Here is a 25,142-nt window from a genome sequence, read left to right on the forward strand (position 1 = left end):
GGTCAAGCCGGGGCATGACGGCGTTTGTGGAGTGAGGGCTGCCGCGCTCACGTGCAAACCGCCTCGACATTGTTGCCGTCAGGATCGATCAAAAATGCCGCGTAATAGGTCGGGCTGTAATCCTTGCGCGGGCCGGCGCCGCCATTGTCGCGGCCGCCGCTCTTCAGGCCCTCGCTGTGGAACGCCTTGACCGCGTCATGATCCCTGGCGCGAAAGGCGATATGCGCCCCGTCGGCCTTCCGTCCCTTGTTCAGGTGCAGCCACAGCGCCGGTTCGCCCTTCGGCCCGAAGCCGGCATAGCCGTCGCCGCTGGAGCACAGGACGTAACCGAGCGGTGCCAGCACCGCAGTGTAGAAGCGCGTGGCGGCGTCGAGGTCGGCAACGCGCAGCCCGATATGGTCGTACATGGTCGTCTCCATTTCCAAAGCGCGCCGCAAACGGCGCGCGCCGGAGACGAACCTAGTCAGTTGAGGGCGAACTGCTCTTGGAGAATCTTGCGCTTCCCCTTCGAAGCCTGCCGGAACTTTGTCGGCGAGACGCCGGCGGCGCGGCGGAAGGTGCGGACGAAGTTGGAGAGGTCGCCGAAACCGACGTCATAGGCGATGTTGGTGACCGCGATGTCGTCCTCGGTGAGCAGGCGTGCCGCATGCCGCAGGCGTGAGCGGACGAGGTATTGATGCGGGGTGACGCCGAGCACCGCCGAGAACTGCCGCAGGAAATGGAACGGGCTGAGGCCCGCCTGCCGCGCCGCCTGTTCGAGGTCGACCTCGGCATGCGAGTTCTCGTCGATCCACAGCGCGGCTTCCACCGCGCGGCGTCGGTCGCGTGCAGTCGGCGTCGTCGACTTGCGCGCCTTGCCCGAGACGACATCGACGAAGCGCCCGGCGAGCATCTGACCGACCTCGTCGAGACCGAGGTCACTGTTGCCATCTGCCGCCGTCTGGGCGAGCTCGCCCAGCACCATCAGCTCGGGCAGCGGCGGCGTCGCGCCGACATGCCAGATGTCGCGACGTCCCCCGAGGGCGTCGACCAGATCCTCGCCGAGGAAAAAGCACAGGCAGACGTCGCCAGAGACATGCTCATGCGTGCAGGTGTATTCCGCGCCCGGCGCGCCGACCAGCATCGAGCCCGCCACCAGCTCGAAGAAGCCGGCGCGGCACTGACAGCCGAAACTGCCCGCGCGGACATAGGCCATGGAATAGCCGGTTCGGCACTCCGCAAACGGCGCGTCGTCCGGTCCCGCATCGCAGCGAAATTCGGAGACCGTCATCGATGGGGTCGTCAGCAGCGTGGTTGCATCCATGCCGCCTATCTAGGTAGGTGCGCGGGGTGGGGCAACGGGCAGCAGCACCTCGAACAGCGTCTTGCTGGCGACGGGATGAGCCCCCTCGAGCGACAGCAGCCGCCGCTTGGAGATCACCCCGCCATAGGGCGAGAGCCGGTCGGTGTAATTGCCCGCCTCCAGCACCCGGTGGCAGGGCACGATCAGCATGTAGGGATTCTTGACGATCGCCTGCGCCACCGAATACGCGGCGCCGGAGGCGCCCAGCGCCTTGGCGATCTCGTGATAGGTGCGCGTCTCGCCGCGCGGAATCGTGCAGGCCGCCTCATAGACCCGCCGGTTGAAGCCGGGCACCGCGCTGGCGTCCAGACTGACCTCGGAAAAATCAGGATCGTGGCCTTGCAGCAAGCCCACGATACCCTCGATCGCAAGCTCGGCGTTCTCGGATGGCCGCTGCTCGCGCGCCTCGGGATGGACCTGGAAAATCCGGCGGCGGGTGTCGATCTCCCGCGCCTCCGGCAATTGCACGGCGACCACGCCGGTGCTGCTCCAGATGATGCCGCAGCGCCCTATGGTCGTGTCGAATATCGAATAGCCACGCCCCACCATGCACACGCCCCACTCAGTGCACGTCTCTCCCCAGACACGAGATCATAACACCGCCACAATCCGGCGCACCTGGAATCTTATCGAAACGTTAAAGAAGCGTCCGGCCGGGCGCGCCAAAGCGCTTGGCGGGCGGCGCCGTCTCGGCTAATCAGGAGCGCGCAGGCAGCGCATCCGCGGGCGTAGTTCAATGGTAGAACGGCAGCTTCCCAAGCTGCATACGAGGGTTCGATTCCCTTCGCCCGCTCCATCTTCCCGAAATTTCCATTCGAGCCGACCTGACGAGTGCACGCGCGCCGATCACCCATCGCGCCAAGTTTCTAATATATTAGCCTCGCGCCCCCGGCACGCACCGTCCCTCGCCTTAAGCTCATCTCGCCCGGCGGCGGCGGTGATCCCTACGCCGGGCAACGCTTGGACAAAGCCATGGACCAGCAAAAACTCGATCGCGCCATCGGTCGCCGCTTGAAGACGCTGCGGACGCAGGCGGGCATGACCTTGAACGAGCTCGCTGGCCGGTCCGGCGTCAGCCGCGCCATGATCGGGCGGGTGGAGCGGGCGCAGAGCAGTGCGACGGCTGCGCTGCTGGGAAAGCTTTGCGCGGCGCTCGACGTGTCGCTCAGCGATGTCGTCGCGCTGGCCGAGAAGCCGCCGGAGCGGCTGGTGCGGTTGGCCGACCAGCCGCACTGGCGCGATCCCGACAGCGGCTATCGGCGCCGCCACGCTTCGCCCACGGATGCGGCGAGCGGCCTCGAGATCATCGTCGTCGACCTGCCGGCCGGCGCGCGGGTGCCGTACAGCCCGTGGGGCCGCAACGCCTTCACCCAGCAGCTCCTGATGCTGGAGGGCGCGATTGCCGTGCACATCGACGCCAAGGCGGTGCGCCTGCGCGAGGGCGACTGTCTGGATTTCGACGTGATGCGCGCGGTGATCTTCGAGAACGAGACCAAGCAGGATGCGCGCTATGTCATCATCACGCGCCGCGGCGCCTCCTACGGGAAGATGTGAAAGCGAAGCGAGGCCCGACCATGCAGATCCGCATTGGCGACACCTTTGATCCGCGCGTCATCGCGCTGCTCGATCATCACGTGACGGCTGCGCGGGCGCAGACCGCGCTGGGCAGCGCCCATGCGCTCGATCTCTCCGGGCTGCGCGCTCCCGACATCGCGTTCTGGACCGGTTGGGACGGCGAGACGCTGGTGGCCGTCGGCGCGCTGAAGACGCTCTCGTCCGCGCACGGCGAGGTGAAGTCGATGCACACGCTCCAGACCACGCGCCGGCGCGGCTTTGGCGGTGAGATGCTCCGCCACATCATCACGCAGGCCCGCGCCCGCGAGATGACGCGACTCAGCCTTGAGACGGGCTCCTGGGACTATTTCAAGCCTGCCCATGCGCTCTACCAAGCCCATGGCTTCGTCCTCTGCGGTCCGTTCGAGGGCTATGTCGAGGACCCCAACAGCCTGTTCCTGACGCTCGACCTGACGGGCGGCTAAGGAGGCTCTGATGGAACAGAGATTCGAAAATAACCCCGCATCCCTCAAAATGAGTTGCGCACCTCAAAACACCTCTGCTAGCCTTCAGCCATGGCCGAGACCCTCACCGCCGCGCTGACGCTGAAGGACATCGCCCGTCAGGCGGGTGTCAGCCTCGCGACGGTCGACCGCGTTCTGCACAATCGTCCGGGCGTGCGACCGGATACGGTCCGGCGCGTCAGGGAGGCGATTGAGCGCAATTCGTTCCAGCCGCACGTCGCTGCCGCGGAGCTCGCCCGCGGCCGCGCCCGCCGCTTCGCCTTCGTGATGCCGTCGGGACCGAATCCGTTCATGCAGCAGATCGAGGACTATCTCGGCGAGATGTCGGCCTGGCTGTCGTCCCGCCGGCTCAGCGTCGAGATGGTTGCGACCGACGTGTTCGATCCGTCCGTGCTCGCAGGCACGCTGGAGGGGCTGTCGGACGATTACGACGGCATCGCAATGGTGGCGCTGGACCATCCCGGCGTCCGCGCCGCCATCGACGATCTCGTCGATGCCGGCACCAAGGTCGTGACGCTGGTCTCGGACGTGCCGTCGTCGCGGCGGCATCATTATGTCGGCATCGACAATATTGCGGCCGGGCGCACCGCCGGCGCGCTGGTCGGGCGACTGGTCGGACAAAAGCCGGGCAAGGTTGCGATCGTCGCGGGCTCGCGGGGTCTGCGCGACCATGCCGAACGCATTTTTGGCTTCAACCAGGTGATGGCGTCTGAATTCGCCGGCCTCAGCGTGCTGCCGGTGCTGGAAGGCCGCGACGAGGACGCGCGCTCCGAACAGGTGCTGGCGCGGCTATTGAGCAGGCATGCCGACATTGTCGGCCTTTATAACGTCGGCGCCGGCACGCAGGGCGTCGCCACCGCGTTGAGCGATGCCGGCCGCGACAAGCAGGTGGTGTTCGTCGGGCACGACGTCACCGCGCTGACGCGCCGGCTGCTGTTGCAGGGCGTGATGGATGCCGCGATCTCGCAGAACCCCGGACATGAGGCGCGCGCCGCCGTGCGCGTGCTGCTCGCGCTCGCCCGTGGTGAGCCGATCTTGCGCGAACAGGAGAAGATCAGGATCGACATCGTGATGCGGGACAATCTGCCTTAAGCGCACGGTGGATTCGAAACGACCCGTTGCGGGCAAAGGCGACTCTGAGCTCGCGCACCGCAACAGGCCAAAGGGAGGACGGCGTGTATCTCGGACTGGACATCGGCACATCAGGTGTGAAAGCCGTGCTCGTGAGCGAAACCGGCGCGATTGTCGCGACGGCGGCGCGCGAGCTTGCGCTGTCGCATCCCGCGCCGCTGTGGTCCGAGCAGGATCCGGATGGCTGGGTCGCTGCCGCGGTCGGCGCGGTCGACGATCTCGCCGCCCGCTATCCGCGCGAGGTCGCGCAGGTACGCGGCATCGGGCTATCCGGCCAGATGCATGGCGCGACGCTGCTGGATGCGGACGGACGGCCGCTGCGGCCCGCGATCCTCTGGAACGATGGCCGCTCGCACGCCGAATGCGGCGAGCTGGAGCGGCGCTGCCCATCGCTGCACGCGATATCAGGCAATCTGGCAATGCCCGGCTTCACCGCGCCAAAGCTACTCTGGGTCGCCAGGCACGAGCCCGACATTTTCGCGCGCATCGCAAAGGTGCTGCTGCCGAAGGCGTATGTGCGCTATCGCCTGACCGGCGAGATGGTCGAGGACATGTCCGATGCCGCCGGCACGCTGTGGCTCGACGTCGGCCTGCGCCGCTGGTCCGCGCTGCTGCTGGATGCGACGGGGCTCGATCTGAATCAGATGCCGCGCCTGGTCGAAGGCAGCGAGGTCAGCGCGATGCTCGCGCCGGACTACGCGCAGCGCTGGGGCATGGCTCGGGATGTCGTGGTCGCCGGGGGCGCCGGCGACAATGCCGCGAGCGCGATTGGGCTCGGCGCAATCGCACCGGGCGATGCCTTCCTGTCGCTCGGCACATCCGGCGTGGTGTTCCGCGTCACCGATCGGTTTGCACCGGCGCCGGCTTCCGCGGTGCATGCGTTCTGTCACGCGCTGCCCGGGCGCTGGCATCAGATGGGCGTGATGCTGTCGGCCGCGGCTTCGCTGGCCTGGCTTGCGGGCGTGATGGAGGTTCCGGCCGCCGCGCTGCTGGCGCCGCTCGGCGATCGTGTCCACGGACCGAGCCCGGTCAAATTCCTCCCCTATCTCGACGGCGAGCGCACGCCGCACAACGATGCCGCCGCCAGCGGCGCCTTCGTCGGCTTGCGCAGTGCGGCCGGGCGCTCCCAGATCGTGCAGGCCGTGCTGGAAGGCGTCGCCTTCGCCGCGCGCGACAATCTCGCGGCGCTGAGCGCGGCCAGCGGGCCGCTTGCCGAGCTCGATCTCGTCGGCGGCGGTTCGCGCTCGCCGCTGTGGGCGCAGATCTGCGCCGATGTGCTCGGCATTCCCGTCCACCGCGTCGAGGAAGGCGAGGTCGGGGCGGCGCTCGGCGCCTCCAGACTCGGCCGGCTCGCCGCCACCGGCGAAGACGCGGCTGCGGTTTGCACCCGTCCGCGGCGGCTCGCGAGCTTTACGCCTCGGCCATCCGTCACTGCAGCCTACGACGAGGCCTATCGCCGCTGGCGCGAACTTTATCCCGCGTTGAAGGAGTGTGCTTAAGTGAACGCGTCAGTGAAATTCTTCGATGCAAGCGCGCCAGTCGCCTTCGCCGGCAAGGATGCGGGGAACACGCCCGCCTTCCGCTGGTACGACAAGGACCGCCTCGTCCATGGCCGCAGGCTGGAGGACCATTTGCGCTTTGCGGTCTGTTACTGGCATTCGTTGTGCTGGCCGGGCGGCGATCCCTTCGGCGGCGAGACCTTTCTGCGTCCCTGGCATCACGGCACCGATGCGATGGCGCAGGCGCGCGCCAAGGCCGATGTCGCCTTCGAGCTGTTCCGCCTGCTCGACGTGCCCTTCTTTACCTTCCACGACGTCGATGCGGCGCCGGAAGGCGCTTCACTCAGCGAGTCCGTCGCCAACCTCAATGCCATCGCCGATTTGTTCGAAGCGAAGATGGCCTCCGCCAAGGTGCGCCTGCTCTGGGGCACCGCCAATCTGTTCACGCATCGCCGCTACATGGCGGGCGCCGCCACCAACCCGGACCCCGACATCTTCACCTATGCCGCCGGCCAGGTCCGCGCCGCGCTGGAGGTGACGCACCGGCTCGGCGGCCAGAACTACGTGCTCTGGGGCGGGCGCGAGGGCTACGAGACGCTGCTCAACACCGATCTCAAGCGCGAGCTCGACCAGCTCGGCCGCTTCATCTCGCTCGTCGTCGAGCACAAGCACAAAATAGGCTTCAAGGGCCCGATCCTGATCGAGCCGAAGCCAAAGGAGCCGACCAAGCATCAGTATGATTTCGACGTCGCCACCTGCTACGGCTTCCTCGCGCGCTATGATCTGCTCAACGACGTCAAGCTCAATATCGAGCAGAATCACGCGATCCTGGCCGGCCACTCCTTCCACCACGAGGTCGCGCTCGCCGAGGCGCTCGGTGTCTTCGGCTCGCTCGACGTCAACCGCGGCGACGATCTGCTCGGCTGGGACACCGACCAGTTCGCGATGAACGTGCCGGAGCTGGCGCTGGTGTTCCACGAGATCCTGAACCGCGGCGGCTTCACTTCGGGCGGGCTGAATTTCGACGCCAAGATCCGCCGCCAGTCGATCGATCCCGACGATCTGATCCACGCCCATGTCGGATCGATGGACGCTTGCGCGCGCGCCTTCCTCGCCGCTGCGGACATGCTCGACGCCGGCGCGCTCACTGCGCCGCTCGCCAAACGCTACGAGGGATGGGCCGGGCCCGAGGGCCGCGAAATTCTCGGCGGCCAGCGCTCGCTCGCCGATCTCGCCGACCGCGCGCTCAGTCCCGGCTTCGACCCGCAGCCGCGCTCGGGCCGGCAGGAATATCTGGAATCCCTGGTCAACCGTTACGTCTGAGGAAGGCCGCTGATGACAAGTACTGAAGCGACACCGGTTCTCGAGCTGACCGGCATCGGCAAGGAGTTCGGCGCAATCCGCGCGCTGCACGGCGTCGACATGCAGGTCCTCCCCGGCGAGGTGGTCGGCCTGATGGGCGACAACGGCGCAGGCAAGTCGACGCTGGTCAAGATCATCGCCGGCAATTTCCGCCCCAGCCAAGGCGAAATCCGCTTCGCCGGCAGCGCGGTGCATTTCAACCGGCCCGTCGATGCGCGCGGCGTCGGCATCGAGGTTGTCTATCAGGACCTCGCGCTCGCCGACAATCTCACGGCGGCGGCCAACGTCTTCCTCGGCCGCGAGCTGAAGCGCAAATTCGGCCCACTCGCGCTGCTCGACCACAAGGCGATGGCGGCGCGTGCGCTGGAGCTGTTCGGCGAGCTGCGATCGGAGACGCGGCCCGATGATCTCGTCAAGCAGATGTCGGGCGGACAGCGCCAGGCGGTCGCGATCGCGCGGACGCGGCTCTCCAACGCGCGGCTGGTGATGATGGACGAGCCGACCGCTGCGATCTCGGTGCGTCAGGTCGAGCAGGTGCTCGGCCTGATCCACCGGCTGAAGGAGCAGGGCGTTGCCGTGATGCTGATCTCGCACCGTATGCCCGACGTGTTCGCGGTGTGCGACCGCGTGATCGTCATGCGCCGCGGCGAGAAGCGGGCCGACAAGTCGATCCACCAGACCTCGCCCGAGGAAGTCACCGCCCTGATCACCGGCGCGAAGGAGGCGGCGTGATGGCCATGCCCTTGGAATCTCCGATCAGCTTCACCAATGTCGGCCGGATCAGATGGTGGCAGCGCGGCATCTTCGCGTCGCAGACCGGCTATGTCCTGCTCGCGCTGGCGGTGCTGCTGGTGGTCATGCATTTCGCCAGCCCCTACTTCTTCACCGAAGGCAACATGCAGAATGTGGCGAAGAATTTCTCCTTCATCGCCATCGCCACCCTCGGCGTCACCTTCGTGATCATCACCGGCGGCATCGACCTGTCGGTCGGCTCGATGATGTGCTTCTCCGCCATGATCACCTCGATGGTGATGACCGAGCTGTCGGCGCCCGGCTCGCCCGCGGGCTCCCTGTTCGTGCACATGGCGGCCGACGGCAAGACCGTGCTCGCCAATGTCCCCGGCCTGATCCTGCTGGTCTCGCTCCTCGCCGGCCTCGGCGTGGCACTGCTCGCCGGCCTCGTCAACGGCTTCTGCATCGCGGTGCTCGGCCTGTCGCCCTTCGTCACCACGCTCGGCATGCTCTCGATCGTGCGCGGGCTCGGCTATGTCGTCTCCAACGGGCGCGGCAGTTTCCCTGGTGGGCCGGATGCGGATTATTTCTACGCACTTACCTCGGGTGACGTGCTCGGCGTGCCCGTGCCCTTCATCTACCTCGTGGTCCTCGCGGTGGCGATGGCCGTGATGCTGCACCACAGCGCGTTCGGCCGCCACGTGTTCGCGCTCGGCGGCAACGAGAAGGCGGCCGAGCTCACCGGCATCCCGGTGGTACGGGTGAAGATCGAGGTCTACGTGATCTGCGCGCTCGCCGCAGGGCTCCAGGGCATCATCATCTCCGGCTGGCTCGGATCGGCGCCCGCCAACATGGCGACGTCCTACGAGCTCAACGTGATCGCGGCTGCGGTCATCGGCGGTGCCAATTTGGCCGGCGGCATCGGCGGTCCGCTCGGGGCTATCGTCGGCTGCGTGCTGCTGGAAGTGATCCGCAACGGCCTCGTGCTGGCCCAGGTCAGCTCCTATTGGCAGCAGACCCTTGTGGGCGTGATCATCATTCTGGCCGTGCTGGTCGACCGCATCCGCTCGCGGATGATTTGAGGTGACGTCGTTCCGGGAGGGCAACGAAAATGTCGCCTGTCCGCTTCCCGGACGTTTCAAAGAGGATGGGCGCCAGAGAAGGGTGGAGGAGACGATGAGGAAACTTCTTCTTGCCGGCATCGCGGTGGCGATGATGGCGACGCCGGCGTTTGCCGCGAACTACCGTTTCGTGATCGTGCCCAAGGCGATGAACAATCCGTTCTTCGACTTCGCGCGCGACGGCTGCCTGAAGCGTGCCAAGGAGCTCGGCAATATCGAGTGCATCTACAAGGGTCCGGTCGAGCACGAGCCGGCGACGCAGGCGCAGATCATCCAGGACTTCGTCACCCAGAAGGTCGACGGCCTCGCGATATCGGTCGCGGACGTCGCGGCCATGACCAAGACAATCGAGGCGGCGACCGCAGCCGGCATCCCCGTCATCACCTTCGATGCCGATGCACCCGGCTCCAAGCGGATCGCCTATATCGGCACCAACAACAAGGAGTTCGGCGTCGCGCTCGGCAAGCAGCTCGTGAAGATGCGGCCCGACGGCGGCAAATACGCCATGGTCTCGGGCGGTCCCGGTGCCAAGAACCTGGCCGAGCGCGTCGACGGCGTGCGCGAGGCGCTGAAGGGTTCGAAATGGACCGAGGTCGCGGGCTCGCCGACGTTCTGCAACGACGATCCCGCGCTGGCGGTCCAGCAGATGACCGACATGCGCACCGCAACGCCCGACCTCGCGGCCATTGTTCCCATCGGCGGCTGGCCGATGTTTGCCCCCGAAGGCTTCAAGGCCTTTGCCTCGAGGAGCAAGAAGGACATCGATTCCGGAAAGTTCACGCTGGTCGTCGCCGATACGCTCAAGATGCAGCTCGAGCTGCTGCGCGACGGTTATGCCAACGCGCTGGTCGGCCAGCGTCCGTTCGAGATGGGCGAGAAGGCGATGGACACGCTGCTTGCCATCAAGAAGGGCGAGAAGGTGCCTGAGATCGTCTACACCGGCCTCGATCTCGTGACCAAGGACAACGTTGCGCAGATGTTGAAGTAGGAGCGTCCCCAGCCCCGCGCTCCTGCGGTCCTCTCCCGCTTGCGGCTTTCGCAAGCGGGAGAGATGATTTTGGCTGTTGCAAGCGAGACTTGCGGAAGCGAGACTTCCAAAAAGACTGTTGGAAGGCAATGGGAATGAAACGCTCGCGGCTCGGCCCTCTCGACGTTACCTCACTGGGCCTCGGTTCCGCCCCGCTCGGCGGATTGTTTACCCCCGTCAGCGATGCCGACGCGGAAGCCACCATCGCCAGCGCCTGGTCGCTCGGAATCCGCTTCTTCGACACCGCGCCGCTCTACGGCTTTGGCCTCGCGGAACGGCGGCTGGGCGCATTCCTGCGGCAACGTCCGCGTGACTCCTACGCCATCTCGACCAAGGTCGGCCGTCTGCTGCGCGCGCCCGATGGCGCTGCCGCCGAGGACGAGCACTACAAGGGCGCGCCGCGCGAGCGGCCGATGTTCGACTTCTCCTATGACGGCGTGATGCGTTCGGTGGAGGAGAGCCTGGCGCGCCTTGGGCTCGACCGCGTCGATGTCCTGCTGGTGCATGATCCAGACGATCACTATGACGAAGCCGTCGCCGGCGCCTTCCGCGCGCTCCGGCGTCTGCGCGACGACGGCACGGTCAAGGCGATAGGCGCCGGCATGAACCAGTCGGAAATGCTGGTTCGTTTTGCGCAAGCCGTGCCGGTCGATTGCTTCCTGCTCGCCGGCCGCTACACGCTGCTCGACCAGGGCGCGCTGGATGCGCTGTTTCCGGTCTGCCGGGAGAGGGGCATCGGCATCCTGCTCGGCGGCATCTACAACAGCGGAATTTTGGCCAATCCGCACACGGGCGCGAAGTTCGATTATCAGGACGCCGATGCGGCACTCGTCGACCGCGCGCTCGCGCTCGACGAGCTCTGCCGCAAGCACGGTACCGAGCTGAAGGCCGCAGCGCTGCAGTTCTGCATGGCCCATCCGGCCGTCACTGTCGCCGTGATGGGCGCGCGCAACGCCACGGAAGTTGCCGACAACATCGCGATGTCGGAGATGGCGGTGCCGGCGGCGTTCTGGCAGGAGCTGCGTGCGCGAAATCTGGTCGATGCGCGTGCGCCATTGCCGGGCGGAGCGTAAGGCATGGTCATCGACGCCCATCAGCATTTCTGGGACCCGGCGCGCGCCGATTATCCCTGGATGGACGCGCCCGAACTTGCGCCGCTCCGCCGCGCTTTCGGTCCAGCCGATCTTGCACCGCTCTTGAAAGCGAACGGCGTCGACGCGAGCATCGTCGTGCAATGCCGCTCTGCGCTGGAAGAGACCGAGGAGTTTTTGCGGATCGCGCACGAAAACCCATTTGTCGTTGGCGTCGTCGGCTGGGCCGATCTGACCGACGCTGCACTTGGCGACACGCTGAACCGGCTGCGCGCTAAGCCCGGCGGCGACAAGCTGGTCGGCATCCGCCACCAGGTCCATGACGAGGCCGACCCGGATTGGTTGCTGCGCGAGGACGTCCAGCGTGGCCTCACGGCATTGTTCGCGCACGATCTCGCCTACGATTTCCTCGTCCGCAGCCGAGAGCTGCCGGCCGCGATCGCAACCGCGCGGGCCTTCCCGCAGGCGCGCTTCGTGCTCGACCACGCCGCGAAGCCGCCGATCGCAGATGGCGGCAGCAACGAATGGTCCGATCGCATTGCTGCGCTCGCCGCGTGCGGCAACGTCTGGTGCAAGATCTCGGGGCTGGCGACGGAAGCGGTGTGGAGCGATTGGGATACGGAAAGGCTGTTTCCGTTCGTCGCGCACGCCGCGCGATGCTTTGGTGAGGATCGATTGATCTTCGGCTCGGACTGGCCGGTGTGTCTGCTCGCCGGGAGTTACGGGGAGATCAAGGGGGCGCTGGAGGCGTGTTTGGTGCGGCTCGGCGCGAATGTGCGGGAGGAGGCGTTTGGTCTGAATGCGAAGGCTGCGTATCGATTGCCAACTGCCTAAGCAACGCTCGCCCCAAACCCCAGGTGTCGTCCCGGCCTAGTGCGCAATTGCGCACGGGGGCCGGGACGACGACCGCGCGTGAGGGCGCGCGCTCGCCCCCTCACGCGCTCGCGGGCACCTGATCCAGAAATCCCGTCACGCTCCTGATGCGGCCGTCCTTCAGCACGGCAAAATCCGTCCCCTTGATCGGACTGTCGACACCATCGGGACCGAGGCCCCAGCTGAAACGGACATGGTCGCCGTAGCCGTTGGGCTCGCCGATCAGCTTGAACTGGAAGTCCGGAAAGCGCTGCTGCACGCCGGCGATCAGCGCGTCGACGCCGTCATGGCCGTCGCCCTTCATCAGGGGATCGACATAGCTCGCATCCAACGTCCAGGTCTCGCTGAGCAGTTCGCGACGGCGGCCGGTGGCGCGCTCGTTCCAGAGATCGATGTAGCGGCGGGCGACGGTGATGGGGTCGGTCATGGGGTGCTCCTTCGATGGCGCCGTGTTGTCCGGCTGACCTGACTATCGAAGGTTCACGCGCGCTGATCGATTACCTCGGAGGTCATCAACGCGCGTGAATTTCTTGCGAATTTATTTCGCCGCGGTGACCATGATCTCGACGGTGTATTGCGCCGCTGCGAGCTTGGCTTCGACGGTGGCGCGCGCCGGGGTGTTGCCGGGCGAGACCCAGGCGTCCCACACCGCGTTCATCTCGCCGAACGTCTTCATGTCGGTGATGTAGATCGTGGCCGAGAGCAGTTTCGACTTGTCGGTGCCGGCCTTGGCGAGATGGCTGTCGATGGTCGCCAGGATGTCCTGGGTCTGCTTGGTCACGCTTTCGCCGGCGGCGTTGTTGGCGACGACACCGGCGAGATAGACGGTGTTGCCGTGCACGACGACCTGGCTCATGCGCGGGCCGGTTTCAAGACGCTGAATGCTCATTGGGGATCTCCTTTGAATGGCGGCCCTGTCTAGCGTAGCGGCTTGCTCCGTGCCACCCCAGGCACGCATGCACCGCCGTTGACGCATGCGTCACCGGCGGTGCATGCGCTCCTTACGGAAACTGACTGAAAAATGTCCAGATCGTCTCCGCGCCGTCGATATCGCCGTTCTGCGGTCCCAGCAGGCTGGTTGCAAGCTTTGGGAAGCGGGCGTCCGGAGCAAATCCCGGCGTGCGGTGGCCGCCCTGGTTGATGCGATAGAGTACGACGTCGTGGCCTTTGGGACAGCGCGAGGTGATCCGTGTGACCGTGGATTGGTCGGCGGGCGCCCGGTCAGGCATGTCAGTCACGCTGGCGTCGTCAGTCTCGCAGCCATTGAGCTTGCGCCAGAAGGCCAGCGTCTCCTCGGTCGACCAGAACCCGTCTGCGGCAAAATAGCTCGATCCGCGTCCACCCTCGTAGGGAATCAGCGGGTCGGCCGTGCCGTTCATGAGCAGCATCGGCAGCGGCCGTGACGGATGGCAGGTGACCGCGGCCTCATCGGTGAGATTCATGATCACGCTCGCGCCCGCCGCAAACAGATCGGCGCGGGCGCAAACGAGCGTCATCGCCATCGCACCGCCATTGGAGATGCCGGCGACATAAACGCGCTTCGGATCGGCCGTGCCGTCGGCCACCAGCTTTGTGATGAGCTCTGCGATAAACGCGACGTCATCGGTGCCAACGGGTGGTCCACGCAGCTCAGGTCCCGCCTTGGTCCTCGCATCGGCCCAGGCGTGGTTGAGGCCATCCGGAAAGACCACGGCAAAGCCTTCGCGCTTTGCGACCTGCGGCCACGCCGTCCGCGCAATCATGTCGGCACCGCGCTGGGTCTTGCCATGCAGCACGACCACGAGCGGCACGAGCCGCTTCGCCGGCAGTTGCGCGGTGTAGGACCGCTTCACGCCGTCGACGTCGACCGAGTCGGCGGACGCAGCCGAGGCTGCGGCCGATGCCGCAACCAACGCCGCGATGCGCATCCACCGCCGCCGCATGGTCTAGCCCACCGCCTTCGCCGCGGCGCGGCCCGCATTGCGGCCCGAGAACAGGCAGCCGCCGAGGAAGGTGCCTTCCAGCGAGCGATAGCCGTGCACGCCGCCGCCGCCGAAGCCGGCGGCTTCGCCGACCGCATAGAGGCCGGGAATGACGCTGCCCTCCGCGCCGAACACGCGCGAGTTCAGATCGGTCTCGAAACCGCCCAGCGTCTTGCGGGTAAGGATGTTGAGCTTGACCGCGATCAGCGGCCCCTGCGCGGGATCGAGGATGCGGTGCGGGGAGGCGGTGCGGATCAGCCTGTCGCCGATATAGCGCCGCGCATTGTGGATGTTCATCACCTGCGCGTCCTTGACGTAAGGGTTGGCGATCTCGCGGTCGCGCGCCTCGATCTGCATCCTGATGTGCTCGAGCTTGAGGAGGTCGCTGCCGGCAAGCTTGTTCATGGCGGCGACGAGATCCTCGATCTTGTCGCGCACGATGAAGTCGACACCGTGGCTTTTGAACGCTTCCACCGGCGCCGGCGCGCCCTTGTTGATGGCGCGGCGCAAGGTCATGCGCCAGCTCTTGCCGGTGAGGTCGGGGTTCTGCTCCGATCCCGACAGCGCAAACTCCTTCTTGATGATGCTCTGGGTGAGGATGAACCAGGAATGATCATACCCCGTGGACACGATGTATTGGAGCTGGCCGAGCGTGTCGGAGCCGGGGAAGAGCGGAGCCGGCAATCGCGTGCCCGTGGCGTCGAACCACATCGAGGAGGGGCCGGGCAGGATGCGGATGCCATGGCGCGGCCAGATCGGTGACCAGTTCTGGATGCCTTCGACATAATGCCACATGCGGTCGCGGTTGATCAGCCGCGCGCCAGTCTTCTCGGTGATGCCGATCATGCGGCCGTCGACATGCTCGGGCACGCCGGAGATCATGAATTTCGGCGGCGCACCGAGCCGCTTCGGCCAGTTCTGCCGCACCAGCTCGTGATTGCCGCCGATGCCGCCGGACGCCACGATCACGGCCGGCGCCTTCAGCGCAAACTCGCCGACGACGTTGCGCGACGAGCTCTTGCCGCGCTCGACATTGTCGGCGGCGAGAATGACGCCGCTGACGCCGTCCACCGTGCCATTGGTGATCGACAGCGCGTCGACACGATGGCGGAACCTGAAGCTCAGCCGGCCGCTCTTCATCGCCTCGCGCGCGCGGCGCTCGAACGGCTCGACGATGCCGGGCCCGGTGCCCCAGGTGACATGAAAGCGCGGCACCGAATTGCCGTGGCCCATCGCGTCATAGCCGCCGCGCTCGGCCCATCCGACCACGGGAAAGATGCGATGGCCCATCGCGCGCAGCCAGTCGCGCTTCTCGCCCGCCGCGAATGCCACATAGGCCTCGGCCCATTGACGCGGCCAGAAATCCTCGTCGCGGTCGAAGCCGGCGGTGCCGAGCCAGTCCTGCATCGCAAGCTCGAAGCAGTCCTTGATGCCGAGCCGGCGCTGCTCCGGCGAATCGACCAGGAATAATCCGCCGAACGACCAGAACGCCTGGCCGCCGAGCGACTGCTCACCTTCCTGATCGACCACGAGCACGCGCTTGCCCGCGTCCGCGATCTCGGTCGCGGCCACGAGGCCCGATAGGCCTGCGCCGACAACAATGACGTCCGCCTGCTCAGTCATGAGTTCCCCCCTGTAGTTGCCCGGGATTGAAGCCAGCGGTTGCAACTGAGATCAAGGGCTTGGCGCATAAGAGTTCGTTAACTTGTTCCACTTTGGGATTGAAGCGGACCTGAGTGCAGCGCGGACGCAACACTGGATTTGAATTTGTTTTGAGCGAGCCGGCATGCCTAGACAAAACCTCGGTTACGACAGACGCTAGGCGTGCATCACCACCTGACACACAGATTCGAATTCGACTGGGGCGGGGGATAATGAAGGTTCTGACGGGGTTGCTCGCGGCGGTTGTCCTGATCGCGAGCATGGGGGCTTCTCAGGCGGTGGTCCGGATCGCGGATGACCGCGGCGGCCGGATCGGGACCTATGTCGACAAATACCAGGACCTGCGCCAGTCCGGGGACACCGTCATCATCGACGGCCTCTGCGCCTCGGCCTGCACCATCGTCCTTGGCGCCATCCCACGCGACCGGATCTGCGTCACCTCGCATGCGACGCTGGGCTTCCACGCCGCCTGGGATTTCGGCAGCAACGGCCGCGCCGTCACCAATTCCGAAGCGACCCAGATGCTCTATGCGATGTATCCCTCGCAGGTGAAGCGCTGGATCAACCAGCGCGGCGGCCTCACCCCGCATATGCTGTTCCTGAAGGGCAGGCAGCTCCAGGCCATGTACAAGCCCTGCTACCTGGACGCGCAGGCCTCCACCAACAAGCCCGCCGCGCCGCGCCCTTCCCCGAAAGCGGAAGAGCTGGAGTCCGCTCGGGGCCAGCTGCTTCACTGAGACCGTCCAAGACTGATCTTTGGTCTGATCTTTGGTCCGCCCGCGGCGCTTGCCCGTCGGCGGGCTAAAGCCTATTTGAAAGCCAGGGAACCGGGGCCTTCGCCCCGAGCGTTGCCCCGATCGTTGTTATGGCTCAACCGCTGCACACCACCCGTCCGTTACAGGACAATTCGCCCACTGCCGGCCGGACACCGTTTGTGCTGCTGTTCGCCGGTGCGGTGATGGGTGGCCTCGCCGTGATCGGCGCGCTGGCGCTGTGGTTCCATTACGGCACCCAGATGTTCTTCGAAATGATCAGGACCGGCTTTGCCGCCTGCTTCTGACCCGCGACAGGAAGTTGTCCCCTCATGAGCTCCACCGCCCGTCCGCTGGTGATCGCGACCGCCTTCGCCGCAAGCCTCGTCCTTGGGCTTCTGATCGTGTTCTGGACCATGGGCGGGATCAGCAAGGTGGCGCAGCCCGCCGCAATCGGCGGCCCATTCCAGCTCACCGACCAGAACGGCAAGGCCGTCACCGACAAGAACCTGAAGGGCAAGCCGACCCTGATCTTCTTCGGCTACACCCATTGTCCCGACGTCTGCCCGACCTCGCTGTTCGAGATCTCGGAAGTGCTGCGCGCGCTGGGCAAGGAGGCGGACAAGGTCAATGCCGTCTTCATCTCGGTCGATCCGGAGCGCGATACGCAGGCCGCGATGAAGGATTATCTGTCGAGCTTCGACCCGCATCTCGAGGGGCTCTCCGGCGATCCCGCCGAGACCGCTAAGGTGATCACCGCCTACCGGGTCTATGCCAAGAAGGTCCCAACCAAGGACGGCGACTACACGATGGACCACACCGCGCTGATCTACCTGATGGACCGCGATGGCCGCTTCGTCTCGCCGTTCAACATGAAGCGGAGCCCGGAAGAGGCGGCGGCGGAGCTGAAGCGGTATCTCTGAGGTTTACCGCTCCTGCAAGCGGGAGGGGGGAGCGCACCTTCACCGTGGCCATAATCGGCGCTCGCGTTCCGGGCGGGATGGTCTATAACGCCCTCCGATCCCAATGACATTCGTTCATTTCCGGCCGATGGCTCCATCGCAACAGGCGAAATCGTCCAAATCTGCCCGTGGCTTGCTGGCCGGGCTGATCGTCGGCGTCTGCCTGCTCGCAGGCCTGACCTCCGCAAAGGCTCAGGCCCCGGCCAAGCAGCCTCCAGCAGCCCCGCAAGCGACGCCGCAGGTCGCGCCGCAGGCTGCCCCTCAGGCCGTGCCCGGCTTCTGGGACCCGCGGCGGCGGCCGGAGCGGCCGGATCTGTCGCGCCTGACCGTGATCCGCTTCCTGACCGAGACCGACTATCCGCCGTTCAACTATACCGGCGCCGACGGCAATCCGGCCGGCTTCAACGTCGATCTCGCCCGCGCGCTGTGCGAGGAGATCAAGGTCACCTGCACCGTGCAGATGCGCCGCTTCGAGACGCTGGTGGACGCGCTCGCCTCCAACCGGGGTGATGCCATCATCGCCTCGATGGCGGTGAGCCCGCAGCTCCGCGCCCGTGTCGATTTCAGCGATCCCTATTACCGCGTGCCGGCGCGCTTCGCCTCGCGCAAGGATGCGGTGATGCCGGAAATTCGTCCCGAATATCTCGAGGGCAAAAAGGTCGGCGTCATCGCCGGCTCCGCGCATGAAGCCTATCTCAAGGCGATGTTCACCGACGCCGAACTGCACGCCTATCCCAATGACGACGCGGTGCGGAGCGCTCTACGCAAGGGCGAGGTCGATTTCATCTTCGCCGACGCCATCTCGCTCGCGTTCTGGATCAACGGCTCCGATTCGGGCGATTGCTGCGCCTTCTCCGGCGGCCCCTTCGTCGAGAGCCGTTTTTTCGGCGAGGGCATCGGCATCGCCGTGCGCAAGGGCAACGACGTGCTGCGCCAGGCCTTGAACTGGGCCCTGTTCCGCGTCTGGGAGAAAGGCCGCTACACGGATCTGTGGCTGCGGTATTTTTCGGTGAGCCCGTTTTAAGCTGCGCGCGCCGCCCTCAATTCCCTCATCCTGAGGAGCTTGTGCAGCAAGCGTCTCGAAGGATGAAGGCCCCGCTGGTGGCCTCGCCCTTCGAGACGCGCGCGAAGAGCGCGCTCCTCAGGGTGAGGGTCTGACACCACCCCACAAAATTGCATTCTGCCCGGAAATCGCTATTTTCCGCGGCCCGGAGGCCCCTCAATGTCCGTTATCGATCTTGCCGCGAACTCGAGCGATCTGCGTGCGCTCGCCGAACAATCCAACGCCTGGCCGTTCGAGCAGGCGAAGGCCATTGTCGCACGGCTGAAGAAAAGTCCGAAGGACGAGGTGCTGTTCGAGACGGGCTATGGCCCGTCCGGCCTGCCGCATATCGGCACCTTCGGCGAGGTCGCGCGCACTTCGATGGTGCGGCATGCCTTCCATGTGCTGACCGAAAACAAGATCAGGACGCGCCTGCTCGCGTTCTCCGACGACATGGACGGGTTTCGGAAAGTGCCCGACAACGTCCCCAACAAGGAGATGCTGGCCGCGCATCTCGGCAAGCCGCTGACGCGGGTGCCGGACCCGTTCTCCAACGAGTACCCGTCGTTCGGTCACCACAACAATGCGCGCCTGCGCGCCTTCCTCGATCATTTCGGCTTCGACTACGAGTTCGCGAGCTCGACCGACTATTATACGTCCGGCCGGTTCGACGCGACGCTGCTCAAGATGCTCGCGGCCTACGACAAGGTGATGGCGATCATCCTGCCGACGCTCGGCCCCGATCGCCGCGCCACCTATTCGCCGTTCCTGCCGATCAGCAAGACGACGGGTATCGTGCTGCAGGTGCCGATGATCCGCCGCGACGTCACCGCCGGCACGGTGACCTATGTCGACCCTGACACCAACCAGGAGGTCGAGACGCCTGTGACCGGCGGCAACGTCAAGTGTCAGTGGAAGGCCGACTGGGCGATGCGCTGGGTCGCGCTCGGCGTCGACTACGAGATGGCCGGCAAGGATCTGATCGACTCGGTCAAGCTCTCCGGCGCGATCGCGAAGGCGCTCGGCGCCACGCCGCCGGAAGGTTTTAACTACGAGCTCTTCCTCGATGACAAGGGCCAGAAGATCTCGAAGTCGAAAGGCAACGGCCTGACCATCGACGAATGGCTGCGCTACGCCTCGCCGGAATCGCTGTCGCTGTTCATGTATCGCGAGCCGAAGGCGGCCAAGCGGCTGTATTTCGACGTCATCCCGCGCAACGTCGACGACTACCAGCAGTTCATCGACGGCTTTGCGAAGCAGGACGCCAAGCAGCAGCTCGGCAATCCGGTCTGGCATGTCCACTCCGGCCATCCGCCGAAGGTCGATATGCCCGTCACGTTCCAACTCCTGCTGACGCTGGTGTCGTCGTCGAATGCGGAGAATGCCGAGACGCTGTGGGGTTTCATTGGCCGCTACCGTCCCGGCGTGTCGCCGCAGACGCATCCCAAGCTCGACGCAATGGTCGGCTATGCCATCAACTATTACCGCGACTTCGTGGCGCCGACAAAGACGTTCCGTGAACCCACCGAGACCGAGCGCGCGGCGCTGCAGGATCTGCGCGATGCGCTGTCGCAGCTGCCGCAGGAGGCCTCCGCCGAAGAGATCCAGAACGTCGTCTACGAGATCGGCCGCCGCGAGCCGTTCCTCGACCAGGTCAAGAAGGGCAAGGACGGCCGTCCCGGCGTCACGCTCGACTGGTTCAACATGCTCTACCAGGTGCTGCTCGGCCAGGAGAAAGGCCCGCGCTTCGGCTCCTTCGTCGCGGTGTATGGCGTGCAGAACGCGGTGAACATGATCGACGGCGCGCTGGCGCGGAGTGCGTGAGGCGCGCTGTAACAGCGTGATATTTCCGCATCGTCGTCCCGGCGAAGGCCGGGACCCATAGCCACCGTCGGAAGTGGTTACGGGGACTCGGAGTTCTCACTTCGCGCCAAACTTCTCCCTGTGGTTATGGGTCCCGGCCTTCGCCGGGACGACACTGAGAGCGCGGCGCCCTCACTGGCTCGCCCACACGATCCTTGCGATCCACGCCACCTCGCCCGCCGCCATCGTGCGGCCAGCCTGTGAGGCAGCGAGCGGCTGCAACTCCAGCGCCTTTGCCGTGCGGCGCGTCAGCGTCGCCACCGTCACTTCGCCCGCTCTGGTCTTCACCACCACGCGATCGCCTTTGCGGATCGGCGCGCCGGGTGAGACCAGGATGACGTCGCCGTCGCGATAGGCGGGCTGCAGCGCGTCGCCGGAAATCTGAAGCGCGAAGCCGTGGCTGTCCTCTGCGGTGGGAAGCGCAAATTCGCTCCAGCCCTTGCCGATAGGAAAGCCGGACTCGTCGAACGCGCCGCTCGCGCCCGCCAGCGGGAAGCCGAGCAGCGGCACCGCGCGGCCGTCGCCTGTCTCGTCGCCGACCAGCCTGGCAAAAATGTCGATCGACGAATCTGCCGCCGCCAGCGCTTTCGCGATCGATTCGGTCGAGGGCCAGCGCTCGCGTCCGTCGGGGGTGACGCGCTTGGACCTGTTGAAGGTGGTGGGGTCGAGCTCGGCGCGTTTGGCGAGGCCGGACGGCGATAGGCCAGCGCGCGCGGCCAGCCGATCCAGTGCGACCCAGATCTGGTCGTGTGTCAGCATCCTCTGCGCTTTGGCCTGCCTGACCATGGAAAGGTCCAGCCCGTCGCAACTCAGGAAAACTATCCTCAAATCAACCGGTTTTCCGTTTTTCGCGCAAGGGGTGGCGAGGAAAGCGTTTTCAAGCGAAGGGGATGCCCGGTTCGCGTGAAGAAAACGCGTCAAAACAAGAATTTAGAGCCCCGCTCCGATTTCATCGGAGCGGAAATGGCTCTAAGTCTTGAGTTCGGAGGGGGCGGCCATTACGGTCGCGCCGGGTTTTGAAGACCCGTTCGAGACGAAAAAACCCAAAAGACTCAACGGGCAAACAGGGCTGCGGTAGCGGTGGTCAAGATCTACAAAATCTGTCCGGCCTCGGCCTGGCGCGAGGCGGAACGGCAGGGCGTCTATCGGGGCAGCGCGGACGACACCCGCGACGGTTTCATCCATTTTTCGACCGCCTCCCAGGTTCCGGAGACCTTGCGAAAGCATTATTTCGGCCAGCGCGCGCTGTTCCTGGTCGAAGTCGACGACGAGGCGCTGGGAGCGGGCTTGCGCTGGGAGCGTTCGCGCAATGACGAGCTGTTTCCGCATCTCTATGGCGAGCTCGATCTCGGCGCGGTGATTGCGGTGACGAACCTCAACATGCGCTCCGACGGCGGCCACGATGTCCCGGAGCTTGCCCCGTGATCCGCGCTTTCGACGCTCTCTCGCTGCCGGTGCTGCGCTGGCTCGATCCAGAGGATGCCCATCGCCTGGCGATCCAGGGCCTGCGCTTCCTGCCGCCGGTCAAGCCGCGGCCCGACGATCCCAAGCTCGCGGTGCGGGCGTTCGGGCTCAACTTTTCCAATCCGATCGGCATGGCCGCGGGGTTCGACAAGAGCGCCGAAGTGCCGGATGCGCTGCTGCGGCTGGGCTTCGGCTTCGTCGAGATCGGCTCGGTGACGCCGAAGCCTCAGAGCGGCAATCCGCGGCCGCGGCTGTTTCGTCTGGAGCGCGACGAGGCGGTCATCAACCGCATGGGCTTCAACAATGACGGCGCGGAGGTCGCGTTGCGTCGGCTCGCGGCGCGCGCGCAGCATGGCGGCATCGTCGGCGTCAATGTCGGCGCCAACAAGGACTCGCCGGATCGCGTCAATGACTACGTCAAGCTGATCGAGACCTTTGCGCCGGTAGCGAGCTACTTCACCGTCAACGTCTCCTCGCCGAACACGCCGGGCCTGCGCAATTTGCAGGAAGGCGCGCTGCTCGACGAGCTCCTGGCGCGCGTGATCGATGCGCGCGAGCGGGTGCGGCAGAAGGCCGGCGATACGCCGGTGCTGCTCAAGATCGCGCCGGATTTGAGCCTCGCCCAGCTCGACGACGTCGTGCAGGTCGCGCGCTCGCGCAAAGTCGACGGCATGATCGTGTCGAACACGACGATCGCGCGCCCGAGCACGCTGCGCGAGGCGACGCGCGCCAAGGAGCAGGGCGGCCTGTCCGGCCGGCCGCTGTTCCGCCTGTCGACGCGCATGGTCGCCGAGACCTATGTGCGCGTCGAGGGCGCCTTCCCCCTGATCGGCGTTGGCGGCGTGGACTCGGGTGGCGCGGCGCTGACGAAAATCCGCGCCGGCGCGAGCCTGATCCAGCTCTATTCGTCGCTGGTCTACAAAGGCCTCGGCCTGGTCGACGAGATCAAGCGCGACCTCAGCTCGACGTTGCTGCGCACGGGCCGGGATTCGCTGTCGGAAATCGTCGGCGCCGATGCGGCGACGCTCACGGCGGAAGACTGGCCGGGGATGTAGGTCACCCGTAGCCCGGATCGAGCGCAGCGCAATCCAGGATTCTCTCCGCGAGCACGAAGGCCCCGGATTGCGCTGCGCTCGATCCGGGCTACGACTCTTCTACGATTTCGAAAACGTCTTCCTGAACTGCGCCGGGTAGCGCGCGGCCTGCAAGCCGCCGCGCGCGACGTAGGAGGCAATCAGCGCGCTCCACAGTCCGGCATTGCCGAACGATTGCAGCGCCCACCATGCGGCGAGGAAGATCGCGAGCGAGGCCAGCATCAGATTGCGCATCTCGCGCGCCCAGGTCGCTCCGATATAGATGCCGTCGAAGCCGAAGGCGAACACGCCGGGAATGGGCGCGAGCACGACGAACGGCAGGAATTCGCGCGCGCTGCGGCGGACAGCCTCGCTTGCGGTCATGAAATCGATCAGGTTCGGCCCGAATAAGGCGAACAGCACTGATACGACCAGCGCGAAGCCGAGCCCCCATAGCAGCACAAGCCGGGTGGAATCCGCAAACCCCTTGGCGTCGCGTGCGCCAAAGGTGCGGCCGCAGAGCTGCTGCGCCGCGTTGGCGAGACCGTCGAGGAAGAAAGCGCTGACCAGCAGGAAGTTATTGAGAACCGAGTTCGCCGCCAGCGTGACGTCGCCGGCGCGCGCGCCCTTGGCGGTGAAGAACAGGAACACGGCGATCAGTGCCGCGGTGCGGATCAGGATGTCGGAGTTCACCGCCAGCAGCCGCATCAGTTTTGCGCGATCGAACAGCATTGCGCGGGGCACGGCGAAACCGCCGTCGGCATAGCGGCGACACACGATCACGCCGAGCAGAAAACCGATTGTCTCCGAGAGCAGCGCCGCGACCGCCGCGCCCGCAATGCCGGTTTCGTAGACCAGCACCAGCAGGATCGTCGCCACCATGTTGACGAGATTGATGACGATTTGGAGCCCGAGCGCTGGATTGGCGCGGGCTTGGCCGACCAGCCAGCCGAGGATGACGTAATTGGCGAGCGCCAGCGGCGACGACCAGATCCGGATCATGAAATAGGTTTTGGCGGCGCGCGTCACGCCCTCGCTGCCGCCCATCAGATCGAACAGCCCGGCGGCCAGCGGCAGTCGCAGCATGATCAAGGCGACGCCGATCAGGCCCGCAACGATGAAGCCGCGCACCACGATCGCGGTCAGCTCGCGGGTCTCGCCGGCGCCGAGCGCCTGCGCGGTGAAGGCGAGCGTGCTCATGCGCAGGAAGCCGAACAGCCAGAACAGGCAATCGAAGATCACGGACGCCATGGCGACGCCGCCGAGCAGCGCGGCATCGTCCAGCCGTCCGATCGCCGTGGTCGACACCACGCCGATCAGCGGCGTGGTGAGGTTCGCGACCATCGCGGGACCTGCGATGGTGAACACCTGGCGGGAGCCGACCTTGGGATGAACGGGGGCGTGCATCAGCTGCGTCTACCTGACCAGCCGCCCGATTGCACCATCGCGGCCGACATGACGCGCTTGCGCCGGCCGCGCACTCCCGAAAGCCTTAGCGGCCGCGCGGCGCGCCGAAAACGCGCATCAGCAGCCAGATCGGGATCACGATGACGGCGCCGAGCAGGAAGTAGCGCCACAGCCAGTTCACGGTATCGAAGCCGAGATCCCACAAGCGCTGGAACAGGAGCCGGATGCTGTTGATGATATTCCAGGGGTCGAAGCCGATCGCCGCCAGCACGACGCCGACCAGGATCGAGAGCAGCACCAGGCGAAACGCGACCGCCAGCGGCGAGCCGCCGAGAAAGCGGTTCAGGCCGTCAGTACGGCCGGCCGGCAAATCTCTGACGTCGTGGGCCATCGCAAAAAACTCCTTGGGCGGATTCGAGCCCCATTATAGGGCACGGCGAGGCAGATGGGGAACCCGCATCCCGGCGTCAATCGGCTTACGGGAGTTTAATTCGCGCAAGCGCGCCAAAGCTTCGATTTGGGTGCGCTGTTGGCTGAGGGCTCCCTAACCTCTCCCGCTTGCGGGAGAGCTCGCGCCGAAGGCGCGGGTGAGGGCTCTCTCCTCTTGGGGAATCCCAATGCAGAGACACCCTCACCCCAACCCTCTCCCGCAAGCGGGCGAGGGGGCGCATCGCCTTCGTGGCGGCAATCGAGCCTCATC

General features: G+C 65.9%; 27 protein-coding genes and 1 tRNA gene. 18 read left to right on the forward strand and 10 right to left on the reverse strand.

Annotated elements, in window-relative coordinates; all coding sequences use genetic code 11:
- Nucleotides 1-47 precede the first annotated feature (47 nt).
- The 3 genes from IVB31_RS17630 to IVB31_RS17640 are packed head-to-tail and all read right to left on the reverse strand — an operon-like array spanning nt 48 to nt 1,891.
- On the reverse strand, nt 48-407 hold the full coding sequence (locus IVB31_RS17630) for a VOC family protein (protein ID WP_247324533.1): 360 nt from the start codon (nt 405-407) through the stop codon (nt 48-50).
- Between the two features lie 56 nt (nt 408-463).
- Nucleotides 464-1,303 (reverse strand): AraC family transcriptional regulator, encoded by an 840-nt coding sequence (locus IVB31_RS17635; RefSeq protein ID WP_247324534.1) that lies wholly within the window; start codon nt 1,301-1,303, stop codon nt 464-466.
- A 9-nt stretch (nt 1,304-1,312) separates the two neighbouring features.
- Entirely contained in the window at nt 1,313-1,891 is a 579-nt protein-coding gene (locus IVB31_RS17640; RefSeq protein WP_247324535.1) for a methylated-DNA--[protein]-cysteine S-methyltransferase, read from the reverse strand.
- Between the two features lie 173 nt (nt 1,892-2,064).
- On the opposite strand from IVB31_RS17640, the gene IVB31_RS17645 reads away from it, so the two are divergent.
- The 11 genes from IVB31_RS17645 (at nt 2,065) to IVB31_RS17695 (ending at nt 12,217) form a co-directional block, all read left to right on the forward strand.
- A tRNA-Gly gene (locus IVB31_RS17645) sits at nt 2,065-2,138 on the forward strand.
- A 176-nt stretch (nt 2,139-2,314) separates the two neighbouring features.
- Nucleotides 2,315-2,896: an XRE family transcriptional regulator gene (locus IVB31_RS17650; RefSeq protein WP_247324537.1), complete on the forward strand. Its 582-nt coding sequence runs from the start codon at nt 2,315-2,317 to the stop codon at nt 2,894-2,896.
- Between the two features lie 20 nt (nt 2,897-2,916).
- Nucleotides 2,917-3,381, forward strand: coding sequence for a GNAT family N-acetyltransferase (locus tag IVB31_RS17655; protein WP_247324539.1), 465 nt, complete (start codon nt 2,917-2,919; stop codon nt 3,379-3,381).
- A gap of 90 nt (nt 3,382-3,471) precedes the next feature.
- Complete coding sequence (locus tag IVB31_RS17660; RefSeq protein WP_247324541.1) at nt 3,472-4,512, forward strand: LacI family DNA-binding transcriptional regulator; 1,041 nt, start codon at nt 3,472-3,474, stop codon at nt 4,510-4,512.
- Nucleotides 4,513-4,595: 83 nt separating this feature from the next.
- Complete coding sequence (gene xylB / locus IVB31_RS17665) at nt 4,596-6,050, forward strand: xylulokinase (RefSeq protein ID WP_247324543.1); 1,455 nt, start codon at nt 4,596-4,598, stop codon at nt 6,048-6,050.
- Nucleotides 6,051-7,373, forward strand: a complete 1,323-nt coding sequence (gene xylA / locus IVB31_RS17670) for a xylose isomerase (RefSeq protein ID WP_247324545.1) — start codon at nt 6,051-6,053, stop codon at nt 7,371-7,373. It begins immediately after the preceding gene.
- A gap of 12 nt (nt 7,374-7,385) precedes the next feature.
- Nucleotides 7,386-8,144, forward strand: a complete 759-nt coding sequence (locus tag IVB31_RS17675; RefSeq protein WP_247324546.1) for an ATP-binding cassette domain-containing protein — start codon at nt 7,386-7,388, stop codon at nt 8,142-8,144.
- On the forward strand, nt 8,144-9,226 hold the full coding sequence (locus IVB31_RS17680) for an ABC transporter permease (RefSeq protein WP_247324549.1): 1,083 nt from the start codon (nt 8,144-8,146) through the stop codon (nt 9,224-9,226). Before IVB31_RS17675 ends, IVB31_RS17680 begins: the two co-directional genes overlap by 1 nt.
- A gap of 94 nt (nt 9,227-9,320) precedes the next feature.
- Nucleotides 9,321-10,253, forward strand: a complete 933-nt coding sequence (locus IVB31_RS17685) for a sugar-binding protein (RefSeq protein ID WP_247324550.1) — start codon at nt 9,321-9,323, stop codon at nt 10,251-10,253.
- A gap of 134 nt (nt 10,254-10,387) precedes the next feature.
- Nucleotides 10,388-11,365 (forward strand): aldo/keto reductase, encoded by a 978-nt coding sequence (locus IVB31_RS17690; RefSeq protein WP_247324551.1) that lies wholly within the window; start codon nt 10,388-10,390, stop codon nt 11,363-11,365.
- A 3-nt stretch (nt 11,366-11,368) separates the two neighbouring features.
- The gene (locus IVB31_RS17695) at nt 11,369-12,217 is read left to right on the forward strand and encodes an amidohydrolase family protein (protein WP_247324552.1); all 849 of its coding nucleotides are present in this window, start codon (nt 11,369-11,371) and stop codon (nt 12,215-12,217) included.
- A gap of 100 nt (nt 12,218-12,317) precedes the next feature.
- Here the strand turns inward: IVB31_RS17695 and IVB31_RS17700 are convergent, their stop codons facing one another.
- From IVB31_RS17700 to IVB31_RS17715, 4 genes are all read right to left on the reverse strand, one after another.
- On the reverse strand, nt 12,318-12,683 hold the full coding sequence (locus IVB31_RS17700; RefSeq protein ID WP_247324553.1) for a nuclear transport factor 2 family protein: 366 nt from the start codon (nt 12,681-12,683) through the stop codon (nt 12,318-12,320).
- A gap of 111 nt (nt 12,684-12,794) precedes the next feature.
- Nucleotides 12,795-13,145, reverse strand: a complete 351-nt coding sequence (locus IVB31_RS17705; protein ID WP_007599359.1) for a RidA family protein — start codon at nt 13,143-13,145, stop codon at nt 12,795-12,797.
- 112 nt (nt 13,146-13,257) lie between these two features.
- Complete coding sequence (locus IVB31_RS17710) at nt 13,258-14,178, reverse strand: PHB depolymerase family esterase (RefSeq protein ID WP_247324554.1); 921 nt, start codon at nt 14,176-14,178, stop codon at nt 13,258-13,260.
- A gap of 3 nt (nt 14,179-14,181) precedes the next feature.
- Nucleotides 14,182-15,840, reverse strand: a complete 1,659-nt coding sequence (locus IVB31_RS17715; RefSeq protein ID WP_247324555.1) for an FAD-binding dehydrogenase — start codon at nt 15,838-15,840, stop codon at nt 14,182-14,184.
- Nucleotides 15,841-16,091: 251 nt separating this feature from the next.
- On the opposite strand from IVB31_RS17715, the gene IVB31_RS17720 reads away from it, so the two are divergent.
- The 5 genes from IVB31_RS17720 to IVB31_RS17740 all read left to right on the forward strand — a co-directional run bounded on the left by IVB31_RS17720 (nt 16,092) and on the right by IVB31_RS17740 (nt 20,459).
- The gene (locus tag IVB31_RS17720) at nt 16,092-16,616 is read left to right on the forward strand and encodes a hypothetical protein (protein ID WP_247324556.1); all 525 of its coding nucleotides are present in this window, start codon (nt 16,092-16,094) and stop codon (nt 16,614-16,616) included.
- A 128-nt stretch (nt 16,617-16,744) separates the two neighbouring features.
- A complete protein-coding gene (locus IVB31_RS17725; RefSeq protein ID WP_247324557.1) occupies nt 16,745-16,939 on the forward strand; it encodes a hypothetical protein in 195 nt (64 codons plus the stop codon).
- 24 nt (nt 16,940-16,963) lie between these two features.
- The gene (locus IVB31_RS17730; RefSeq protein ID WP_247324558.1) at nt 16,964-17,554 is read left to right on the forward strand and encodes an SCO family protein; all 591 of its coding nucleotides are present in this window, start codon (nt 16,964-16,966) and stop codon (nt 17,552-17,554) included.
- Nucleotides 17,555-17,681: 127 nt separating this feature from the next.
- Nucleotides 17,682-18,617 carry a transporter substrate-binding domain-containing protein gene (locus IVB31_RS17735; protein WP_247324811.1) on the forward strand — a complete coding sequence of 312 codons (936 nt, stop codon included), beginning with the start codon at nt 17,682-17,684 and terminating at the stop codon, nt 18,615-18,617.
- A gap of 198 nt (nt 18,618-18,815) precedes the next feature.
- Nucleotides 18,816-20,459 (forward strand): lysine--tRNA ligase, encoded by a 1,644-nt coding sequence (locus IVB31_RS17740; RefSeq protein WP_247324559.1) that lies wholly within the window; start codon nt 18,816-18,818, stop codon nt 20,457-20,459.
- Nucleotides 20,460-20,630: 171 nt separating this feature from the next.
- Here IVB31_RS17740 and IVB31_RS17745 read toward each other — a convergent pair whose 3' ends face one another.
- Nucleotides 20,631-21,284, reverse strand: a complete 654-nt coding sequence (locus tag IVB31_RS17745; RefSeq protein WP_247324814.1) for a helix-turn-helix transcriptional regulator — start codon at nt 21,282-21,284, stop codon at nt 20,631-20,633.
- A 294-nt stretch (nt 21,285-21,578) separates the two neighbouring features.
- Between IVB31_RS17745 and IVB31_RS17750 the strand changes: the two genes are divergently transcribed.
- Nucleotides 21,579-21,923, forward strand: a complete 345-nt coding sequence (locus IVB31_RS17750) for a DUF952 domain-containing protein (protein WP_247324560.1) — start codon at nt 21,579-21,581, stop codon at nt 21,921-21,923.
- Entirely contained in the window at nt 21,920-23,017 is a 1,098-nt protein-coding gene (locus IVB31_RS17755) for a quinone-dependent dihydroorotate dehydrogenase (protein WP_247324566.1), read from the forward strand. Before IVB31_RS17750 ends, IVB31_RS17755 begins: the two co-directional genes overlap by 4 nt.
- Before the next feature lie 99 nt (nt 23,018-23,116).
- Here the strand turns inward: IVB31_RS17755 and IVB31_RS17760 are convergent, their stop codons facing one another.
- On the reverse strand, nt 23,117-24,442 hold the full coding sequence (locus IVB31_RS17760) for an MATE family efflux transporter (RefSeq protein ID WP_247324567.1): 1,326 nt from the start codon (nt 24,440-24,442) through the stop codon (nt 23,117-23,119).
- Between the two features lie 85 nt (nt 24,443-24,527).
- Nucleotides 24,528-24,833, reverse strand: a complete 306-nt coding sequence (locus IVB31_RS17765) for a DUF6460 domain-containing protein (protein ID WP_247324568.1) — start codon at nt 24,831-24,833, stop codon at nt 24,528-24,530.
- Between the last annotated feature and the right edge of the window lie 309 nt (nt 24,834-25,142).

It is taken from the genome of Bradyrhizobium sp. 21 (assembly GCF_023073335.1).
In the GTDB taxonomy this organism is placed as follows: Bacteria; Pseudomonadota; Alphaproteobacteria; order Rhizobiales; family Xanthobacteraceae; genus Bradyrhizobium.

Excerpts from the sequence above, each read along its gene's own strand:
- IVB31_RS17660 (WP_247324541.1), top strand. The coding sequence starts at position 3,472 with ATGGCCGAGACCCTCACCGCCGCGCTGACGCTGAAGGACATCGCCCGT.
- IVB31_RS17765 (WP_247324568.1), bottom strand. The coding sequence starts at position 24,833 with ATGGCCCACGACGTCAGAGATTTGCCGGCCGGCCGTACTGACGGCCTG.
- IVB31_RS17735 (WP_247324811.1), top strand. The coding sequence starts at position 17,682 with ATGGCTCCATCGCAACAGGCGAAATCGTCCAAATCTGCCCGTGGCTTG.
- IVB31_RS17640 (WP_247324535.1), bottom strand. The coding sequence starts at position 1,891 with ATGGTGGGGCGTGGCTATTCGATATTCGACACGACCATAGGGCGCTGC.
- IVB31_RS17635 (WP_247324534.1), bottom strand. The coding sequence starts at position 1,303 with ATGGATGCAACCACGCTGCTGACGACCCCATCGATGACGGTCTCCGAA.
- IVB31_RS17630 (WP_247324533.1), bottom strand. The coding sequence starts at position 407 with ATGTACGACCATATCGGGCTGCGCGTTGCCGACCTCGACGCCGCCACG.
- IVB31_RS17715 (WP_247324555.1), bottom strand. The coding sequence starts at position 15,840 with ATGACTGAGCAGGCGGACGTCATTGTTGTCGGCGCAGGCCTATCGGGC.
- IVB31_RS17685 (WP_247324550.1), top strand. The coding sequence starts at position 9,321 with ATGAGGAAACTTCTTCTTGCCGGCATCGCGGTGGCGATGATGGCGACG.
- IVB31_RS17675 (WP_247324546.1), top strand. The coding sequence starts at position 7,386 with ATGACAAGTACTGAAGCGACACCGGTTCTCGAGCTGACCGGCATCGGC.
- IVB31_RS17700 (WP_247324553.1), bottom strand. The coding sequence starts at position 12,683 with ATGACCGACCCCATCACCGTCGCCCGCCGCTACATCGATCTCTGGAAC.
- IVB31_RS17695 (WP_247324552.1), top strand. The coding sequence starts at position 11,369 with ATGGTCATCGACGCCCATCAGCATTTCTGGGACCCGGCGCGCGCCGAT.
- IVB31_RS17730 (WP_247324558.1), top strand. The coding sequence starts at position 16,964 with ATGAGCTCCACCGCCCGTCCGCTGGTGATCGCGACCGCCTTCGCCGCA.
- IVB31_RS17710 (WP_247324554.1), bottom strand. The coding sequence starts at position 14,178 with ATGCGGCGGCGGTGGATGCGCATCGCGGCGTTGGTTGCGGCATCGGCC.
- IVB31_RS17680 (WP_247324549.1), top strand. The coding sequence starts at position 8,144 with ATGGCCATGCCCTTGGAATCTCCGATCAGCTTCACCAATGTCGGCCGG.
- IVB31_RS17690 (WP_247324551.1), top strand. The coding sequence starts at position 10,388 with ATGAAACGCTCGCGGCTCGGCCCTCTCGACGTTACCTCACTGGGCCTC.
- IVB31_RS17740 (WP_247324559.1), top strand. The coding sequence starts at position 18,816 with ATGTCCGTTATCGATCTTGCCGCGAACTCGAGCGATCTGCGTGCGCTC.
- IVB31_RS17720 (WP_247324556.1), top strand. The coding sequence starts at position 16,092 with ATGAAGGTTCTGACGGGGTTGCTCGCGGCGGTTGTCCTGATCGCGAGC.
- IVB31_RS17725 (WP_247324557.1), top strand. The coding sequence starts at position 16,745 with ATGGCTCAACCGCTGCACACCACCCGTCCGTTACAGGACAATTCGCCC.
- IVB31_RS17650 (WP_247324537.1), top strand. The coding sequence starts at position 2,315 with ATGGACCAGCAAAAACTCGATCGCGCCATCGGTCGCCGCTTGAAGACG.
- IVB31_RS17760 (WP_247324567.1), bottom strand. The coding sequence starts at position 24,442 with ATGCACGCCCCCGTTCATCCCAAGGTCGGCTCCCGCCAGGTGTTCACC.
- IVB31_RS17655 (WP_247324539.1), top strand. The coding sequence starts at position 2,917 with ATGCAGATCCGCATTGGCGACACCTTTGATCCGCGCGTCATCGCGCTG.
- IVB31_RS17745 (WP_247324814.1), bottom strand. The coding sequence starts at position 21,284 with ATGGTCAGGCAGGCCAAAGCGCAGAGGATGCTGACACACGACCAGATC.
- IVB31_RS17705 (WP_007599359.1), bottom strand. The coding sequence starts at position 13,145 with ATGAGCATTCAGCGTCTTGAAACCGGCCCGCGCATGAGCCAGGTCGTC.